Origin of the sequence: Pseudomonas sp. MPB23, assembly GCF_046605395.1 — a bacterium.
Classification (GTDB): domain Bacteria; phylum Pseudomonadota; class Gammaproteobacteria; order Pseudomonadales; family Pseudomonadaceae; genus Aquipseudomonas.
The window spans coordinates 201101-220395 of sequence record NZ_CP176771.1; the positions used below are offsets into that span (position 1 = coordinate 201101).

The window sequence follows — 19295 nt, forward strand, 5'->3', positions numbered from 1 at the left end:
GGACTACTCGTCGTCGTCGAAGTTGTAGCTGCCCGGCGCCAGGTTCTCAAAGCGTGTGTACTTGCCAATGAACGCCAGGCGGATAAAGCCGATCGGGCCGTTCCGCTGCTTGCCGATGATGATCTCGGCGATGCCTTTGTGCTCGGTCTCGGGGTGATACACCTCGTCGCGGTACACGAACATGATCACGTCGGCGTCCTGCTCGATCGCTCCGGATTCACGCAAGTCGGAGTTCACCGGACGCTTGTTGGGACGTTGTTCCAGGGAACGGTTGAGCTGGGACAGGGCGACGACCGGGCAGTTGAATTCCTTGGCCAGGGCTTTCAACGACCGGGAGATTTCGGAAATCTCGTTGGTCCGGTTGTCGCCGCTGGAACCCGGGATCTGCATCAGTTGCAGGTAGTCGATCATGATCAGAGCGATGTCGCCGTGTTCACGCACCAGGCGGCGGGTACGCGCGCGCATCTCCGACGGGCTGATGCCGGCGGTATCATCGATGAACAGCTTGCGGTCGTTGAGCAGGTTGACCGCCGAGGTCAGGCGCGGCCAATCGTCGTCTTCCAGGCGACCGGCGCGCACTTTGGTCTGGTCGATACGGCCCAGGGACGAGAGCATCCGCATGATCAACGATTCACCTGGCATCTCCAGGGAGTACACCAGCACCGTTTTGTCGCTGCGCAACACGGCGTTTTCCACCAGGTTCATCGCAAAGGTGGTTTTACCCATGGAGGGACGGCCGGCGACGATGATCAGGTCGGACGGCTGCAGGCCGCTGGTCTTCTCGTCGAGGTCGGTGTAGCCCGTGGAAATACCGGTGATGGCGTTGTCGGTGTTGAACAGCGTATCGATACGGTCGATGGCCTTGGTCAACAGGTCGTTGACGCTGACCGGGCCGCCGGTTTTCGGGCGGGCTTCGGCGATCTGGAAGATCTGGCGCTCGGCTTCGTCGAGGATCTCGGCGGCGCTGCGGCCTTCGGGGTTGAAGGCACTGTCGGCGATTTCGGTGCTGATGCCGATCAACTGGCGCAGGGTGGCCCGCTCGCGAACGATCTGGGCATATGCCTTGATGTTGGCGACGGACGGCGTGTTTTTCGCCAGTTCACCGAGGTAGCCCAGGCCGCCGACTTGGGACGTCTGGCCTTCCTTGTCCAGTTGCTCGGCCAGGGTCACCACGTCGATCGGTGAGTTCTGGTCGGCCAGCTTGGCAATGGCGCGGAAGATCAGGCGGTGGTCATGACGATAGAAATCACCGTCCGAGACTTGATCCAGCACGCGTTCCCAGGCGTTGTTGTCCAGCATCAGACCACCGAGCACGGCCTGTTCGGCCTCGATGGAATGCGGCGGCACCTTCAGGGCAGCGGTTTGCAGATCGTATTGCTCAGGAGCTGAAATATCGTTCATGGCCACTTGGAATTAGGGGATGTGTAAAAAACAAAAGGCACGACCTGTAAACAGGATCGTGCCCGATGTTAACCGCCCGACACGCGAGGTGCCAGTCAGTTAGGTGCTGCTTAAGCTGCTACCACGACAACGCGTACGGTGGCTTCAACTTCAGCGTGCAGGTGCACGGCTACGTCGAATTCGCCTACGTTGCGGATGGTGCCGTTCGGCAGACGAACTTCGCTTTTCGCAACTTCAACGCCGGAGGCGGTCAGTGCGTCAGCGATGTCGTGGGTGCCGATCGAACCGAACAGCTTGCCTTCGTCACCGGCGGTGGCAGTGATAGTCACTTCCAGCTCAGCCAGTTGGGCAGCGCGAGTTTCGGCCGAAGCTTTTTTGTCTGCTGCTGCTTTTTCCAGCTCAGCACGACGCTCTTCAAACGCAGCCAGGTTGGCAGCGGTTGCAGCGGTGGCTTTGCCGTATGGCAGCAGGTAGTTACGACCGTAGCCGGCCTTAACGTTCACTTTGTCGCCCAGGTTGCCCAGGTTGGCGACTTTTTCCAGAAGGATCAGTTGCATGTGAAAATCCTCTAACTTTTAACCTTCACCGTTCGCGTTATCGGCGTCTTTCGGCGCCAGACGACCGCGAAAATCAATCAGGCCGTCGACAATGGCCAAAACCACGAGTAACGGATAGATCAGCTGCATGAACAGCAACATCGTCACGTACAACCCCACCAGCCAGAACCTGGCCAGGCGCTTCTGCGCCACCAGCCCGTGAATCAGGGCCAATCCGGCAAACACCAGCGGTACGCTGCAAAACAGCACCAGCAAGGCCGCCTGTGAACCTAAGTACGGTCCGACAGCCATGAGTGCCAGCAGCAACATCGCCGGGCCCACAGGGATTCTGATGCTGCGAAATTCGCGACCAAAACCACCCGGGTTGTACAACAACGCCTGCCAATAACGCCCAAGCATCAGGCTCAGCACGCTGACGATCTGCATCATTACCGCCATCAGGCCGATCAGGGCCGGTGCAATCAGTGTCGCAAGTCGCGCTCGCTCATCTACCGAAAGCTGCTGGTAGAGTTCCCCGAGGGCCATCGGCAAGACCTTGACGATCTCCTGCGACAGCGCCTCGATTTGCGGGCGGAAAGCCGCGTCAATCAACACCGAAAACACCAACCCCAATGCCACGCTGACCAGCAGCGTGCGGACCCAGGATTCACTTGCGCGCAAAACCAACGCAAGGCTCGACGATCCCAGCAGTACCAGAAGTACCTTGGGTTCGCCCAGTTGCAGCCACCAGATCAAGGCGGCCAGCACTCCCAGGGCCAGAACGCCAATGGCGTCCTGCAAACCGCGCCGCAGCAGCACAAGGCAACCCGCGGCAGCACCCAACCAATAAAGCAACGGCAATGCCGCACATCCAGCCACTACCAGAGTGGCCTGCACACGACCGCGCATGATGAACTCAGCTAAGGCGCGCATGCATTCAATCCCTTACTACTTGTCGACTGCCCGGTCTCAGCGGCCGTGGCTGTCGGTGTAGGCCAGCAGGGCCAGGAAGCGGGCGCGCTTGATAGCGGTGGCCAGCTGACGCTGATAACGTGCTTTGGTACCGGTGATACGGCTTGGAACGATTTTGCCGGTCTCGGATACGTAGGCTTTCAGAGTGTTGAGATCTTTGTAATCGATCTCTTTCACGTCTTCAGCGGTGAAGCGGCAGAATTTACGACGACGGAAGAAACGTGCCATTTGATAGGCTCCTTAAAAGGTCCGTGGATTACTCGTCAGCGTTATCGCTGTTGTCGCTGTCATCACTATCAACGCTATCAGCGCCTTCGTGCTCAGGACGGTCGCGACGCTCACGGCGCTCACTGCGGTTTTCTTCAGCCTTGAGCATCTCGGATTGGCCGGTAACGGCTTCTTCGCGACGGATGACCAGGTTACGGATCACAGCATCGTTGTAGCGGAAGTTGTCTTCCAGCTCGGCCAGGGCCTTGCCAGTGCACTCAACGTTCAGCATCACGTAGTGAGCCTTGTGAACATTGTTGATTGCGTAGGCCAGTTGACGACGGCCCCAATCTTCCAGACGGTGGATTTTGCCGCCGTCTTCTTCGATCAGCTTGGTGTAACGCTCAACCATGCCGCCGACTTGCTCGCTTTGATCCGGGTGGACCAAAAAGATGATTTCGTAATGACGCATGAATGCTCCTTACGGGTTGTAGCCTGCCGCTCAAAAACGGTCAGACAAGGAGTGAATGACACTTATGGATCCTGCCGCGGGGAGGCACATCGGTGCCTGCCAGCAAGGCAAGGGGCGCAATTGTAGAGAAGGGGGAGAAAGGGCGCAAGGTGATTGGTGATTATTTGAACAATCACCCGAACACCACAAAAAAAATGTGGGAGGGGGCTTGCTCCCTCCCACATTTTGGCCTGCGCAAGGCTTGGTTATTTCTTTGCCTTGGCCTTGGCGCCGCGCTGGCGCAGGGCTTCGAACAGGCACACGCCGGTCGCGACCGACACGTTGAGACTGCTGACGCTGCCAGCCATTGGCAGGTGCACCAGGTAATCGCAATGCTCGCGGGTCAGGCGACGCATGCCCTTGCCTTCGGCCCCCATGATCAGGATGGTCGGGCCGGTAAGGTCCTGGTCATAGATACTGACCTCAGCCTCGCCCGCCGTGCCCACGACCCACAGGCCGCGCTGCTGGAGTTTCTCCAGGGTGCGCGCCAGGTTGGTCACGGCCACCAATGGAATCACTTCCGCGGCGCCACAGGCGACTTTACGCACCACGGGCGTCAAGGTGGCCGACTTGTCTTTCGGCACGATCACCGCCAGCGCACCGGCGGCATCCGCCGAACGCAGGCAGGCACCGAGGTTGTGCGGGTCGGTCACGCCGTCCAGCACCAGCAGCAGCGGCGCGCCTTCGGTGCGATCGAGCAGTTCATCGAGCATGGCTTCGCCCCAGACCTGGCTTGGACTCACGTCCGCGACCACGCCCTGGTGAACACCCTCGACCCACACGTCCATCTCACGACGCTCGGCCTGGCCGATGGCGACTTTATTCGCATTGGCCAGCTCGACCAGCGCCTGTACGCGCGGCTCGCTACGGCCTTCGGCCAACCACACTTGCTTGACGCGCTTGGGATGGTGACGCAGCAGTGCTTCTACGGCGTGTACGCCGTAGATTTTTTCCAGACTCATGACTTGGCCTTAGGTTTGCGCGACCCGCCGCTTTTGGCGGGGGCCGAACCCGCTTTTGGCGGGCCTTTACGGTGTTTGCTGGGTTTGCTCGACGGATTTTCCGCCCCGTGGGACTTTCCCCCAGACGCCGCTTTACCACCACTTTTGGCTTCGTTGAGCAACTGCTGCTTCAACTCGCGGCTCTTGCGCAGTTCGGCGTTTTTCGCCGCGGCATCGCTCGGGCGGTAGGCTTCGGGGGCCTTGTCCTTGGCGGCCGAACGACGACCTGCCTTGGCTGGTTCAGGCTCTGCCGCCACTTTCGCGGGAGCACCTTTGCCTTTGGACGCAGGCGCAGCGGTGTTGCTGCCACGTTTTTTGTGGCTGCTCGATGCATCGACGGCTTTTTCAGGCATGCCGAAGTCGATCTTGCGCTCGTCGAGGTCGACGCGCATGACCTGCACGTCCACCGTGTCGCCCAGGCGGAAACTGCGACCGGTGCGCTCGCCCGCCAGGCGGTGATGCACAGGATCGAAGTGGTAGTAGTCACCTGGCAAGGCGGTGACATGCACCAGGCCTTCGACGTAGATGTCGGTCAGCTCGACGAACAGGCCAAAGCCGGTCACGGCCGTGATCACGCCTGGGAAAGACTCGCCTACGCGATCCTTCATGAACTCGCACTTGAGCCAGTTCACCACGTCGCGGGTGGCTTCGTCGGCGCGGCGCTCGCTCATGGAGCACTGCTCGCCCAACTGTTCCAGGGCCGCTTCGTCGTAAGGATAGATCCGCGCCTTCGGAATGGTCATGGCACCGGCGCGCTTGACGTGCGGGGTGTTCTGCTTGGAATGGATCACGCTGCGGATCGCCCGGTGCGTGAGCAAATCCGGATAACGGCGAATCGGCGAGGTGAAGTGGGTGTACGCCTCGTAATTCAGGCCGAAGTGGCCCTGGTTGTCGGCGCTGTACACCGCCTGGCTCAGGGAGCGCAGCATGACGGTCTGGATCACGTGGTAATCCGGACGGTCCTTGATGCTGGCCAGCAGTGCCTGGTAATCCTTCGGCGTCGGGCCGTCCTTGCCTTTGTGCAGGGACAGGCCAAGCTCGCCGAGGAACGCGCGCAGTTTTTCCAGACGCTCCGGCGGCGGGCCGTCGTGCACGCGGTACAACGCAGGGATCTCGTGCTTCTTCAGGAATTCTGCGGTGGCCACGTTGGCCGCCAACATGCATTCCTCGATCAGCTTGTGCGCATCGTTGCGAGTCGTCGGGGTGATCGCGGCGATCTTGCGCTCGGAACCGAAGATGATCCGGGTTTCCTGGGTTTCAAAATCGATCGCGCCACGCACATGACGTGCGCCCAACAGCACTTTGTACAGCGAGTAGAGCTGCTTGAGGTGCGGTACGACATGGCCGTACTCACCGCGCAGGGCTTTGGCTTCGCTGGTTTTCGGCTGTTCCAGGATGGTACTGACCTTGTTGTAGGTCAGGCGCGCCTGGGAGTGGATCACCGCTTCGTAGAACTGGTAATCGGTCATTTCGCCGGTTTTCGAGATGGTCATCTCGCACACCATGGCCAAACGGTCGACTTTCGGGTTCAGGGAGCAAAGGCCGTTGGACAGTTGCTCGGGCAGCATCGGGATCACGCGCTCAGGGAAATACACGGAGTTACCGCGCACCTGGGCTTCGTTATCCAGCGCCGAACCGATCTTCACGTAGCTGGAAACGTCGGCAATCGCCACGTACAACTTCCAGCCGCCGGAGAACAGGCGCAGCTTGCCGGGTTTGGCTTCGCAGTAGACCGCATCGTCGAAGTCGCGGGCATCTTCGCCGTCGATGGTGACGAACGGCAGATGACGCAGGTCGATGCGCTTCTCTTTGTCCTTCTCTTCGACTTCCGGCTTGAGCTTGGCGGCTTCCTTGAGCACGGCTTCGGGCCAGACGTGAGGAATATCGTAGGTGCGCAGCGCGACGTCGATTTCCATGCCCGGCGCCATGTAGTTGCCGACCACTTCAACGATATCGCCCTGGGGCTGGAAGCGCGGGGTTGGCCAGTGGGTGATTTTCACCTCCACGAACTGACCGACCTTGGCGGCGCCATTACGACCCGGCGTCACCAGCACTTCCTGCTGGACCTTCGGGTTGTCCGGAATGACGAAGCCGATGCCGACCTCTTCGAAGTAACGACCGACGATGGACTCGTGGGCACGAGACACCACTTCAACGATCACGCCCTCACGGCGGCCGCGACGGTCCAGGCCCGATACGCGCGCCAGCGCACGGTCGCCATCGAACACCAGGCGCATTTGCGCCGGGCTCATGAACAGGTCGTCGCTGCCGTCATCCGGGATCAGGAAGCCGAAGCCGTCACGGTGGCCGGCAATGCGGCCCAGGATCAGGTCGAGCTTGTCCACGGGTGCATAGGTGCCACGGCGGGTGTAGATCAACTGAGCATCGCGCTCCATGGCACGCAGGCGGCGGCGCAGGGCTTCGAGCTGGTCTTCGGTGGTCAGACCGAACTCTTCAACCAACTGCTCACGGCTAGCAGGCGAACCCCGATCGGCGAGATGCGCCAGGATCAGTTCGCGGCTAGGAATAGGGTTTTCATATTTTTCCGCTTCACGAGCGGCCTCGGGATCGAGGGACTGCCAATCGGCCATTAGAGAATTTTCACCTTGTCTATATGCGGGTTAGTTTGGCATACGCGTATTGAAACGGGAAATTTCAGGCATCAACAAGCGTTTAAAAGCCCTTTGTAGCCCCCGGAACGCACCTTGCACGACCGCTGGTGAAATTTTCCAGTTTTTTTTGATAGCAGGGGTTTACAGCCTAAAATCCTCTCCGTATAGTGCGCGCCATCGACGACGGCAACGTTGACGATGCTGCCCAGATGGTGAAATTGGTAGACACGCCAGCTTCAGGTGCTGGTGACCGCAAGGTCGTGGAAGTTCGAGTCTTCTTCTGGGCACCAATTCAAAACTTGAGGTTTTAACCTTGAGTATTCCAAAAACCCGCGAAAGCGGGTTTTTGCGTTTCATGCCTTTGATTTCCAACAAAAAACCTGATTTATATTTTTGAATCAGGGGTTTACAGATCAAAAAGCCCTCCGTATAGTTCGCTCCATCGACAGCGCAAGCGTTGTTGATAATGCCCAGGTGGTGAAATTGGTAGACACGCCAGCTTCAGGTGCTGGTGACCGCAAGGTCGTGGAAGTTCGAGTCTTCTCCTGGGCACCACATTCAGATCAAACCCGCGAAAGCGGGTTTTTTCGTTTCTGGGGTGTAAAAACCTCCTCGTCGATTTCCCCCTCACCCGCACTTGAGAAGCCTTATCGTTTATCCTTGCAACGATTTGTTGCACTCAAGCGAGGAAACTTCCGGATGATGATCCGCGACACCCATCTCAAGACATCTCTTCTGCGCGGCCTGAGCATCACCCTGCTCGGCCTGACCCTGCTCTCGCCTACCGCCTATTGCGCCGACAAGGTTTCCCTGACCCTGTACAACGGCCAACACAAAGAAGTCGGCGATGAACTCGCCAAGGCCTTTGAAGCCAAGACCGATATTCACGTCAACGTACGCAAAGGCAGCAGCAACCAACTGGCCAGCCAGGTCGTCGAAGAAGGCGACCGTTCCCCCGCCGACGTGATCTACACCGAAGAATCGCCACCGCTGAACAAACTTGGCGAACAGGGCCTGCTGGCCAAGATCGACGCCAGCACCCTCGACGTACTGCCCAAGGACTACGTCGATAGCACTGGCGACTGGATGGGCGTGACCGCACGCACCCGCGTCGTGGCCTTCAACCCAAAACTCATCGCCGAAAAAGACTTGCCCAAATCCGTGCTGGATTTCGCCCGCCCCGAGTGGCAAGGCAAGGTCGGTTTCGTACCCACCAGCGGCGCGTTCCAGGAACAGGCGGTCGCGATCATCAAGCTGCACGGTCGCGAAGCCGCTGAAGAATGGCTGACCGGCCTGCGCGCCTTCGGCAAGGTGTACAGCAACAATATGGTTGCCCTAAAAGCCGTGGAAAACGGCGAAGTCGCCACCGTGCTGGTGAACAACTACTACTGGTTTGCCCTGAAGAAAGAAAAAACCAACCTGGATTCCCAACTGCACTATTTCACCAACGGCGATGCCGGCGGCCTGATCACCGTTTCGTCAGCGGCTGCGTTGAAATCCAGCAAGCACCCGAAAGAAGCCCAGCAACTGCTGGCATTCATGGTCAGCGAAGAAGGCCAGCGCGTGATCACCAACACCTCGGCCGAGTACCCGCTGCGCAAGGGCATGGAATCCAGCCGTGGCCTAAAGCCTTTCAGCGAGCTGCAACCGCCGAAAGTCACCCCTGCCGACCTGGGCAACGCCGAAGAAGCCCTGGACCTGGAACGTGACGTTGGCTTGAACTGATGACCCCATCGCTATCCACCTCCGCCCTGCGTGGGGGGTTCAGCCCACGGCGCAAGCGTCCGTCGATCTGGCTGCTGCTCCCCGTGCTGCTCCTGGTTGGCCTGAGTCTGCTGCCGCTGGCGTATGTCGGGCTCAAGGCCTGGCAAGCCGGCTGGACGCAGGCGGTGCATCTGCTGTGGCGACCCTACGTCTTTGGGCTGCTACGCAACACCCTCGCACTGATGATCGGCGTGACCGTGGCATGCGGTGTCATCGGCCTGCCCCTGGCCTGGCTGCTGGAACGCAGCAACCTGCCGGGGCGGCGTATCTGGGGCGTGATCCTGTGTCTGCCCTTTGCCGTGCCGGCGTTTGTCAGCAGCTTTACCTGGGTGTCGCTGAGCGCCAACTTCGAAGGGCTTGGCGGGGCGATCCTGGTGATGACCCTGTCCAAATACCCGCTGGTGTTCCTGCCGGTGGCGGCGACCCTGCGCAATCTGGATCCCTCCCTGGAAGAGTCGGCCCGCACCCTGGGACTGAATCGTTGGGGAGTGTTTTTCCGCATTACCTTGCCCCTGCTATGGCCATCGCTGGTGGCCGGGGCGCTGCTGATCGCGCTGCATATGTTGGTGGAGTTCGGCGCACTGTCGATCATCGGCCTGCAGACCTTTACCACTGCGATCTACCAGCAATTCGAACTGGAATTCAGCAATGCCAACGCCGCGATGCTCTCGGCGGTGCTGCTGGTGATGTGCCTGACCCTGCTGTGGCTGGAACTGCGCGTGCGCGGCAAGGGCCGACACGTCCGCGTCGGTCAGGGCGCGGCGCGGCATGCAGAACAGGTTCGACTGGGCAAGTGGGCATCACTGGGCCAACTGTATTGCCTGGCGCTGGCGATCATCGGCAGCGGCATTCCCCTGGGGATGCTCGGTTACTGGCTGGCAGTGGGTTCGTCGGCGGCGTTTCCGGTGGCCCAAATCGGTGAGGCATTGCTGTCCTCATTGGCCCTGTCGCTGGGCGGCGCAGCGCTGTGCCTGGTACTCGCGGTACCGGCAGGGCTGCTGGTGGTGCGCTACAAGGGTCAACTGGCAATCTGGGCCGAGCGCCTGCCGTACTTGCTGCACGCCCTGCCCGGCCTGGTGATTGCGCTGACACTGGTGTACTTCGCCCTGCATTACGTGCCAGCGCTGTATCAGACATCGGCATTGCTGCTGATCGCGTATGCATTGCTGTTCCTGCCGCTGGCCCAGGCGCCGATTCGCACAGCCTTGAACAAAGCCGCGCCGCAACTGGAAGAGGCCGCACGCACGCTGGGCGCATCGTCGTTCAGTGCGTTTTGCCGGGTGACCTTGCCGATCATCTTCCCGGCATTGGGCGCGGCATTCGCGCTGGTGTTTCTCGATGCTATGAAGGAATTGACAGCGACCTTGCTGTTGAGCCCAACCGGGCTGAACACCCTGGCGACGGCCGTGTGGGCGCATACCTCGAATGTGGAATTCGCGGCGGCGGCGCCGTATGCGGCGCTGTTGATTCTGGTGTCAGGGTTGCCGGTGTATTTGCTGACGACGCGGATGTATCTGAGCCGCTGAGATAGCCATCGCCGACAAGCCGGCTCCTACAGGTTGTACGTAAACCCTGGAGCCGGCTGCCGACGCTAACTAGGCCCGGAACTGCCCCAGGCTCGCCTTCAACTGCGCCGCCAAGCTATCCAGCACCTTGCCACTGGCGGTGGTCTCGACCACCGCCTGCGCAGCACGCTCGGCCTGGGCATGGATCACCTCGACCCGGCCACGCACCGCATGGGCGCCCTGGGCTTGATGTTCAGCCGCGCGAGTGGCCAGGCCGATTGCCGCATGCACCTGCTCCACCGACGCCTGTACGGTCTGCTGCAAGCGCACACTGTCACGCAGCACCACCAAGCCTTCATTGGCCTGGCGTCCGGCCTTGCCGATGGTTTCCACCGCCTCACGCGCGCCCTGCTGCAACGCGACGATATGCGCCTGGATATCGCCAGTGGAGCTCTGGGTCTTGCTGGCCAGCGCACGCACTTCGTCCGCCACCACCGCGAAGCCGCGCCCGGTCTCACCGGCACGCGCCGCCTCAATGGCTGCGTTGAGCGCCAACAAGTTGGTCTGTTCGGCAATGCCGTGGATCACCGTGAGCACCACTTCGATCTGTTCGCTTTGCTGCGCCAGGCGCTCAATCACCTGGGAACCTGCTTGCACCTGCCCCGCCAGCGCTTCGATCAGAGTGCCGACTTGCGCCGACGTGCGCGAGTTCTCATCGGTAGCCTGGCGAATATCCACCACTTGCTGCAATGCGGCCTGCATCGCATGGCTTTCAGATTGGGCCTCGTCGGCCATTTGCGACAGTGCGCGCAAGCTCTCCGCCACCTCATCACGCTGCAGCCCCGCTGCGGCATCGGCACCGGCATTGCGCAAGGTCATGGCACCGATTTCCACGCCGGTACGCTGGGCCACATCGCCCGCCTCGCGCACAATCGGCTGCAACTTATCCACAAAACGATTGACCGCCGAGGCCATGGCGCCAATTTCGTCCTTGCTGTTGATCTGCACACGCTTGGTGAGGTCGCCCTCGCCCGCCGCCAGGTCATCCATGGCCGCAATCAGCAGCTTCAGGCGATTGACCACCCGCCGCCCAAGCACCACGGCGATCAGCAGTAATACGCCAAAGCCGACAACGGCCAGGCCCATACCGATGCGCCAGCGCAAAGTGCCGGCGGCCTCTTGCACGGCGCTGGTGGTGTTGGCGGTCATCTGGGTCGCGGTGGCTTGTGCAGACTGCAAGCGCGCGCCCATGGCTGCCGCGCTATCCGCCGCAGCGCCTTTGAGGCTGTCGCCGACCAACTGATCCCCGCTGGCGATCAGTGCGGCAAAACGCTTATCCAGCGCCAGCAGGTCGGCCTCTACCGCTGCGGTCGAAACCCCCATGCGGACCTTGCCAATCTCGACGCCGTTGGGGCTGATGGATGCTTCGACGTAGTACACGGAAGTGTCCGATTTGGCCGCGTCCAGCACTTTATCCAGGGCGCGGTCGCCCTTGCCCTTATCCAACAAGGCCTGGTTGATCGGGTTTTCCCGGTTCAGGTAACGGGTCAAGTGCTCACCGGCAGCGTCGTCATAGACCACGAACAACACGTTGGGATTGCGCTGGGCCCGTCGGGCGAACTCCGACAGCGCCGGCACATCGTTGTCCCACATGGCGCGAGGCGCCACAGAGGCTAACAGTTGCGCCATGTCGTTAGCGGAGTCTTGCAGATCTTTTTCCAGGGTCGCACGCAGTTGCTTCTGCTCTTCCTGCAGGCGTGCAGAAAGCCCTGCGGTCAGGCGCTGACGGGTACTGGTGGACAAACTGTCCAGGCTGGATGTGACTTCTTTGCCGGCCTGGGCCAACTCGCCGGACAATTTCTGGCTGTCGACCCCCAGGCGATTACCCAAATCGGCTTCCAGCGCCGTGACCGTGCTCCGGGTTAGAGCGACCGCCACCAGCACCTGCACCAAAAGAGCGATACCTAGGGTAACGAATACCGGTCGCAACAGACGGCTTTGTAACAACGAGAGAACGGCAGACATCGGGAATCCCTCCACCACGGGTGCCATTAATTTGATAGCACCGCGAAAGAGCTAAACACAGCAAGGGTCGTGCCGCATGGAGAGCTGAAACGACAAAGGGCTCCCGAAAGAGCCCTTTTCTTTCTACATCAACAGCTTATTAAGCGAACGGGTGACGCAGAACGATGGTTTCGTTGCGGTCCGGGCCCGTCGAAATAATGTCGATTGGCGCACCGATCAGTTCTTCAACACGTTTGATGTACGCGCGGGCGTTGACTGGCAACTCTTCCAGGGTTTTCGCACCCACGGTCGATTCGCTCCAGCCCGGCACTTCTTCGTACACCGGCTGCAGACCTACGTAGCTGTCTGCGTCAGTCGGAGCAACCACCTTGCCTTCTGCATCTTTGTAGCCGGTGCAGATGTTGATGGTTTCCAGACCGTCGAGGACGTCCAGCTTGGTCAGGCAGATGCCCGAGATGCTGTTCACATCGATAGCGCGACGCAGGATAACCGCATCAAACCAGCCACAACGACGGGCACGGCCCGTAGTCGCGCCGAACTCGTGACCTTGTTTGGCAAGGTGCGCACCAACTTCGTCGAACAGCTCAGTCGGGAATGGACCCGAACCTACACGCGTGGTGTAAGCCTTGGTGATACCCAGAATGTAGTCCAGGAACATAGGACCAACACCCGAACCGGTAGCAACGCCGCCAGCGGTGGTGTTGGAACTGGTCACGTACGGGTAGGTGCCGTGGTCGATGTCCAGCAACGACCCTTGGGCGCCTTCGAACATGATGTCCTTGCCGGCGCGACGCAGGTCGTGCAGTTCGGCAGTCACGTCCAGCATCAGCGGCTTGAGCAGCTCAGCGTATTCCTTGCACTCGGCCAGGGTCTTTTCAAACTCGATGGCTGGCTCTTTGTAGTAACCCACCAGCATGAAGTTGTGGTATTCCACCAGCTCACGCAGTTTGTCTTCAAAGCGCGGCATGTTGAGCAGGTCGCCCACACGCAGGCCACGACGCGCAACCTTGTCTTCGTAAGCCGGACCAATGCCGCGACCGGTGGTGCCGATTTTCAGCTCGCCACGGGCCTTTTCACGGGCCTGGTCCAGCGCAACATGGAAGGACAGGATCAGCGGGCAGGACGGGCTGATACGCAGACGCTCGCGCACCGGTACGCCTTTCTCTTCCAGCTTGGTGATCTCGCGTAGCAGGGCATCCGGTGCAACCACGACGCCGTTGCCGATCAGGCACTGTACGCCTTCGCGCAGGACGCCCGACGGGATCAGGTGCAAGACGGTTTTTTCACCATCGATGACCAGGGTGTGGCCAGCGTTGTGGCCGCCTTGGTAGCGCACTACGGCGGCAGCATGTTCGGTCAGCAGATCAACGATCTTGCCTTTGCCCTCATCACCCCATTGGGTGCCCAGGACTACGACATTCTTACCCATAACACTTGTCCTCATTCGCGCAAACTTGGTGCCGGCGATGGCCGGCAGGAAAACTCAAGAAGCCAGTGGCGATACTTGCCAAAGCCCGTTCTGCAGAATCAATTGCCGGTCGCAGTCCGCTTCACGGGCGGCGGCCAATGGCTGCCCAGGCAAGGCCTGGACGACACGCTGACCCTCACTGCGCAACTGGCAAACCTTTTGCCAGAGTGCTGCGTCCGTACTGTCAGGCATCCAGATGCCACCAGACGGCAGCTCGACCTCAGCACGCCCCAGGGTCACCAGGGTTTTCAAATCGGTGGAAAAGCCGGTGGCCGGACGCGCGCGACCAAAGTCGGCGCCGATATCGTCGTAACGACCGCCTTGGGCGATGGCCTGGCCAACTCCCGGTACAAACACCGCAAATACCACACCGGTGTGATAGTGATAGCCACGCAACTCGCCCAGGTCAAAATACAGCGGCAACGCCGGGAAACGCGCCGATAACTGCTCGGCAATCGCGAACACGTCATCCAGCGCAGCCAATACCTGTGCCGGTGCATTGGCCAGGCGCTCACGCGCTTCCACCAGGACTTCACGACCGCCACACAGGTTGACCAACGCGCGCAGCATCCCCGCCAAGTCGGCAGGAACGCCTTCGGTCAGGGCGATGACTTCATCGATAGCCTTGCGCTGCAGGGCATCGAACAATTGTTGCTCCGCTGCACCGGACAATCCGGCCGCACGAGCCAGGCCACGGTAGATACCGACGTGGCCCAGGTCCATGTGGACATCGGGTACGTCAGCCAGTTGCAGCATGGCCAGCATCAGGCTGATCACTTCAATGTCGCTGCTCGGGCTGGCATCGCCGTACAACTCGGCGCCCAACTGGATCGGGCTGCGCGACGACGACAACGCCCGCGGCTTTGCATGCAGCACGCTACCGGCGTAGCACAGACGGCTCGGGCCTTCGCGACGCAGGGTGTGCGCATCAATGCGCGCCACTTGCGGCGTGATGTCGGCACGGAACCCCATTTGCCGCCCCGACTGCGGGTCGATGACCTTGAAGGTGCGCAAATCCAGGTCCTGGCCCGCGCCGGTCAGCAGAGATTCCAGGTACTCGATATGGGGGGTCACGACAAACTCGTAACCCCAGCTCTGGAACAGATCCAACACCTGGCGACGCGCTACTTCAATGCGCGCAGCTTCTGGTGGCAGTACTTCTTCGATGCCATCTGGCAGCAGCCAGCGGTCTACCGTTGCCATTACGCCATTCCCCTATGATCCGGGCGGCCAGCCCTCGGCCGAGCCTTGAGTGAAGCAGAAAATACCCGCGCCCTGCATAAACCACGCGCAAGAGCGACGTGACGAACGGCCTGCAAACGGCCTCGTCGGGCACTTTCCTCGAAAAACCTGTCACGCCTGCCGAATCAAACATACAGACGCAAAAAGCCGGGAATTTCCCGGCTGCCGCATCATACACCCGTTTTCTGAAAGGATCACCCCGCCAGGCGTTTTAGCCGCCCGACGGGAGTGATCCCTACAGAATCACAAGCCGGTTACTTGGACTTTTCCAGGTAGCGGAAGAAATCGCTGCTTGGGTCCAGAACCATGACGTCGGTTTTGTTCGCGAAGCTTTCACGGTAGGCACGCAGGCTACGGTAGAACGCGTAGAACTCCTGGTCCTGGCCATAAGCCTTGGCGTAGATCGACGCAGCTTGCGCATCACCATCACCACGCGCCTCTTCAGACTCGCGATAGGCCTCGGCCAGCAGTACGCGACGCTGGCGGTCAGCATCCGCACGGATACCCTCAGCCAACTCGTTACCTTTGGCGCGGTGCTCACGTGCTTCACGCTCACGCTCGGTGCTCATCCGCTCGAACACGCTGCGGTTCACTTCCTTCGGCAGGTCGATGGCCTTGACCCGAACATCGATGACTTCGATGCCCAGCTCTTTTTCCGCCATCGCGTTCAACGAACGCGTGATGTCAGCCATCAGCGCATCACGTTCACCGGATACCACCTCGTGCAGGGTGCGCTTACCAAACTGGTCACGCAGGCCCGACTCCAGACGACGCGACAAACGTTCGTCGGCAATCTGCTTGAGGCCGGAGGTCGCCGTGTAGAAACGCTCGGCATCCTTGACGCGCCACTTGGCGTAGGCGTCCACCATCACGGCTTTCTTTTCCAGGGTCAGGAAGCGCTGTGTCGGTGCATCCAGGGTCATCAGGCGGGCGTCGAACTTGCGCACCTGGTTAACGTAGGGGACTTTCACATGCAGGCCCGGCTGGACATCCGCCTGGACCACGCGACCGAATTGCAGCAGCACCGCACGCTCGGTCTGAGCGACGATGTAGAAGCAGTTCCAGGCAGCGATGACAACGACGACGCCCACAATCAGGGCGGTCAGCGATTTATTGCTCATCAACGACTCTCCCTGGTACGTGTTTGCTGTTGCAGCAAGTCAGCGGCCGCACGGGCGCTCGCTTCGTTGGCAGCGGCATTGGAACCGGTGGACGGTGCGCTGGTGCCGCTACGACCGCCTTCGATCATCTTGTCCAACGGCAGGTACAGCAGGTTGTTCTGCCCACCTTTGCTGCCGGTCACGAGGACCTTGCTGGTGTTGCTGAAGACTTCCTGCATGGTGTCCAGGTACAGACGCTGACGCGTGACTTCCGGCGCCTTGCGATACTCGGCGACCAACTTGGTAAAGCGATCCGCCTCACCCTTGGCGCGCGAGACCACTTCGTCGCGGTAACCGTTGGCATCTTCAAGGATGCGTTGGGCCTGACCACGGGCTTCCGGCACGACGCCGTTGGCGTAGGTTTCAGCCTGGTTGCGCGAACGCTGCTCGTCTTCACGGGCGCGGATCACGTCATCGAAGGCTTCCTGTACTTCGCGCGGTGCGGCTGCGCTCTGTACGTTCACCTGGGTCACGGTGATACCGGTGCGATACGTGTCGAGGAACCGTTGCAGGCGTTCCTTGATTTCGCTGGCCATCAATTCACGACCTTCGGTCAGCACCTGATCCATGGCGGTGGAGCCCACCACATGGCGCAGGGCGCTCTCGGTTGCGTGTTGCAAGCTGATTTCCGGCTGATCGACGTTCAGCACGAAATCCTGCAGGTTGCTGATCTTGTACTGCACGGTCAGCGGCACTTCGACGATGTTCTCGTCTTCGGTCAGCATCTGGCCCTGCTTGGTGTAGGCACGCTCACGCGTGACGTTTTCCATGTACTTCTTGTCGATCGGCGGGAAGTAGATGTTCAGGCCCGGCCCAACCGTTTCGTAGTATTTGCCGAAGCGCAGCACCACGGCCTGCTCCTGCTCGTCCACCACGTATACGGCACTGTAAAGCCATACGGCCGCCAGCACGACAAGACCCAGGCCCAGCAGGCCATAGCCGCCGCCCCGGCTTGTACGACCGCCGTCGTCACCGCCGCGTTTTTTTCCACCACCGAACAACCCATTCAGGCTTTCCTGCAGCTTTCGGAAGGCCTCGTCGAGATCTGGTGGCCCCTTACGGTCGCCATTATTGCGGCGCTTACCACCCCAAGGATCCTGATTATTCGAGTTGCCACCCGGCTCATTCCAAGCCATAGCGCTCTCCATCTGATAAAGCAAAGACGCACCCACGGCGCGCCGACCAATGCTACAGAATGCCTGCCACTGCGGCACAACCGCTTTCGGAGGCTTTTATTGCAAAGTGTGTTGTTCGATGAACTCTGTCGGTACCACGCCTTCACGGCTGACCAGCCGATTCAGCTCCGAGCGCGGCAATCGAACGGCCAGCAAGCTGACCCCTTCTTCGTCGTGTTCTTCTTTCTGTACCGCGCCCAGTTCGAAAAACTGTGCACGCAGTCGAGCAAAACGCTGAGGCAAGCGCAAGGTGCCGATAAACAAATCACTGCCCAGCAACTCGGCAATGGCTTGTTCAAGCAGCTCCAGGCCCGTGCCATCGCGCGCCGACAGCCATACCCGCTGGGGTTTGCCGTTCTCGTCGCGCTGGATTTGTGGCTCAACGCCTTCAAGCAAATCGAGTTTGTTATACACCTCGAGGATCGGCAAGTCCTGGGCACCAATCTCGCCCAGCACCACCATCACCTGCTCGATTTGCAACATGCGATCCGGTTCGGCCGCATCGATCACGTGCAACAGCAGGTCGGAATTGCTCGACTCTTCGAGCGTAGACCGAAATGCCTCGACCAGCTTGTGGGGCAAGTGGCGAATGAATCCCACGGTGTCGGCCAGGACTATCGGCCCAAGGTCGTCCAGGTCCAGACGGCGCAAGGTCGGGTCGAGGGTAGCGAACAGTTGGTCGGCGGCATACACATCCGATTTGGTCACGTTGTTGAACAGCGTGGATTTACCGGCGTTGGTATAGCCCACCAGGGAAACGGTAGGGATGTCCGCACGCATACGACCACGGCGCGATTGCTCGCGCTGGCTGCGGACTTTTTCCAGGCGGCCCTTGATCTGACGCAGGCGGACCCGCAGCAGGCGCCGGTCGGTTTCCAGTTGGGTTTCGCCCGGGCCACGCATGCCGATACCGCCACCCTGACGCTCAAGGTGAGTCCAGCCACGAACCAGGCGAGTACTCATGTGGTCAAGCTGGGCCAGTTCGACCTGGAGCTTGCCTTCATGGGTACGGGCGCGTTGGGCGAAAATATCGAGAATCAGACCGGTACGGTCGATCACGCGACACTCGAAAACACGTTCGAGGTTACGTTCCTGACTGGGCGTGAGGGTGTGATTGAAAATCACCAGATCGGCTTCTTGGGCATGTACCAGGTCGCGCAGTTCCTCGACCTTGCCGCTGCCAATCAGGAATTTGGCGGTTGGCCGATGACGCGGCACGTTAAAAAACGCAACGGTCTCGGCGCCGGCCGAATTTGCCAACTCCTGAAACTCCTGCGGATCTTCGCGCGCCTCAGGGTCCTGTCCATCCAAGTGAACGAGGATCACTCGTTCACCACCACCGTGGCGCTCAAAGAACAAAGGAGACTCCTATCAGGCGTTACCTGGCTCGGCATCACCCGGCTCGTCACCGGCAGCGCTAGGCAGACGGATTGGACGAACTGGAACGACTGTCGAGATAGCGTGCTTGTAAACCATCTGGCTGACGGTGTTTTTCAGCAGGATCACGAACTGGTCGAACGATTCAATCGTGCCTTGCAGCTTGATACCGTTGACCAGGTAGATGGAAACCCCCACTTTCTCTTTACGTAAAGTATTCAAGTAAGGGTCTTGTAGCGAATGCCCTTTTGACATGTGCCGCACTCCTTTAAGGATCAATAATAAAAAATCGGAAAATAAATAGCTTATGGCCGTCACACCCCCAAGGATAGACGGCAA

Annotated in this window: 15 protein-coding genes, 2 tRNA genes and 2 pseudogenes; 4 read left to right on the forward strand and 15 right to left on the reverse strand. The window is 60.1% G+C overall.

Annotation, left to right across the window (positions count from 1 at the left end):
- Positions 1-3 precede the first annotated feature (3 nt).
- From dnaB to rnr, 7 genes are all read right to left on the reverse strand, one after another.
- Complete coding sequence (dnaB, locus tag ACLH0J_RS00845; RefSeq protein WP_017849744.1) at positions 4-1401, reverse strand: replicative DNA helicase; 1398 nt, start codon at positions 1399-1401, stop codon at positions 4-6.
- Positions 1402-1511: 110 nt separating this feature from the next.
- Positions 1512-1958 (reverse strand): 50S ribosomal protein L9, encoded by a 447-nt coding sequence (gene rplI, locus ACLH0J_RS00850; RefSeq protein WP_010563337.1) that lies wholly within the window; start codon positions 1956-1958, stop codon positions 1512-1514.
- Between the two features lie 18 nt (positions 1959-1976).
- Positions 1977-2870: a hypothetical protein gene (locus ACLH0J_RS00855; protein WP_411390493.1), complete on the reverse strand. Its 894-nt coding sequence runs from the start codon at positions 2868-2870 to the stop codon at positions 1977-1979.
- A 36-nt stretch (positions 2871-2906) separates the two neighbouring features.
- Positions 2907-3137, reverse strand: a complete 231-nt coding sequence (rpsR, locus tag ACLH0J_RS00860) for a 30S ribosomal protein S18 (RefSeq protein WP_002551829.1) — start codon at positions 3135-3137, stop codon at positions 2907-2909.
- Between the two features lie 28 nt (positions 3138-3165).
- Positions 3166-3588, reverse strand: a complete 423-nt coding sequence (gene rpsF, locus ACLH0J_RS00865; protein WP_010563335.1) for a 30S ribosomal protein S6 — start codon at positions 3586-3588, stop codon at positions 3166-3168.
- Between the two features lie 245 nt (positions 3589-3833).
- A complete protein-coding gene (rlmB, locus tag ACLH0J_RS00870; RefSeq protein ID WP_411390494.1) occupies positions 3834-4589 on the reverse strand; it encodes a 23S rRNA (guanosine(2251)-2'-O)-methyltransferase RlmB in 756 nt (251 codons plus the stop codon).
- Positions 4586-7219, reverse strand: a complete 2634-nt coding sequence (gene rnr, locus ACLH0J_RS00875; RefSeq protein ID WP_411390495.1) for a ribonuclease R — start codon at positions 7217-7219, stop codon at positions 4586-4588. Before rnr ends, rlmB begins: the two co-directional genes overlap by 4 nt.
- Before the next feature lie 224 nt (positions 7220-7443).
- Here rnr and ACLH0J_RS00880 point away from each other — a divergent pair.
- The 4 genes from ACLH0J_RS00880 to ACLH0J_RS00895 all read left to right on the forward strand — a co-directional run bounded on the left by ACLH0J_RS00880 (position 7444) and on the right by ACLH0J_RS00895 (position 10530).
- Positions 7444-7530 (forward strand) — tRNA-Leu (locus ACLH0J_RS00880).
- A gap of 178 nt (positions 7531-7708) precedes the next feature.
- Positions 7709-7795, forward strand: a tRNA-Leu gene (locus tag ACLH0J_RS00885).
- A 144-nt stretch (positions 7796-7939) separates the two neighbouring features.
- On the forward strand, positions 7940-8965 hold the full coding sequence (locus ACLH0J_RS00890) for an iron ABC transporter substrate-binding protein (protein WP_411390496.1): 1026 nt from the start codon (positions 7940-7942) through the stop codon (positions 8963-8965).
- Positions 8965-10530, forward strand: coding sequence for an ABC transporter permease (locus ACLH0J_RS00895; protein ID WP_411390497.1), 1566 nt, complete (start codon positions 8965-8967; stop codon positions 10528-10530). Before ACLH0J_RS00890 ends, ACLH0J_RS00895 begins: the two co-directional genes overlap by 1 nt.
- Positions 10531-10599: 69 nt before the next feature.
- Here the strand turns inward: ACLH0J_RS00895 and ACLH0J_RS00900 are convergent.
- The 8 genes and pseudogenes from ACLH0J_RS00900 to hfq form a co-directional block, all read right to left on the reverse strand.
- Positions 10600-11094: pseudogene (locus ACLH0J_RS00900) on the reverse strand (methyl-accepting chemotaxis protein); the annotation flags it as partial.
- A 411-nt stretch (positions 11095-11505) separates the two neighbouring features.
- Positions 11506-12561, reverse strand: a pseudogene (locus tag ACLH0J_RS00905) (methyl-accepting chemotaxis protein); the annotation flags it as partial.
- 112 nt (positions 12562-12673) lie between these two features.
- Positions 12674-13963: an adenylosuccinate synthase gene (locus ACLH0J_RS00910; RefSeq protein ID WP_411390498.1), complete on the reverse strand. Its 1290-nt coding sequence runs from the start codon at positions 13961-13963 to the stop codon at positions 12674-12676.
- Between the two features lie 54 nt (positions 13964-14017).
- Complete coding sequence (locus tag ACLH0J_RS00915) at positions 14018-15205, reverse strand: ATP phosphoribosyltransferase regulatory subunit (protein WP_411390499.1); 1188 nt, start codon at positions 15203-15205, stop codon at positions 14018-14020.
- A 293-nt stretch (positions 15206-15498) separates the two neighbouring features.
- A complete protein-coding gene (hflC, locus tag ACLH0J_RS00920; RefSeq protein ID WP_411390500.1) occupies positions 15499-16365 on the reverse strand; it encodes a protease modulator HflC in 867 nt (288 codons plus the stop codon).
- Positions 16365-17540 carry an FtsH protease activity modulator HflK gene (hflK, locus tag ACLH0J_RS00925; RefSeq protein ID WP_411390501.1) on the reverse strand — a complete coding sequence of 392 codons (1176 nt, stop codon included), beginning with the start codon at positions 17538-17540 and terminating at the stop codon, positions 16365-16367. Before hflK ends, hflC begins: the two co-directional genes overlap by 1 nt.
- Positions 17541-17636: 96 nt before the next feature.
- Positions 17637-18938, reverse strand: coding sequence for a ribosome rescue GTPase HflX (gene hflX, locus ACLH0J_RS00930; RefSeq protein WP_411390502.1), 1302 nt, complete (start codon positions 18936-18938; stop codon positions 17637-17639).
- 12 nt (positions 18939-18950) lie between these two features.
- A complete protein-coding gene (gene hfq, locus ACLH0J_RS00935; RefSeq protein WP_034117442.1) occupies positions 18951-19211 on the reverse strand; it encodes an RNA chaperone Hfq in 261 nt (86 codons plus the stop codon).
- Positions 19212-19295: the final 84 nt, after the last annotated feature.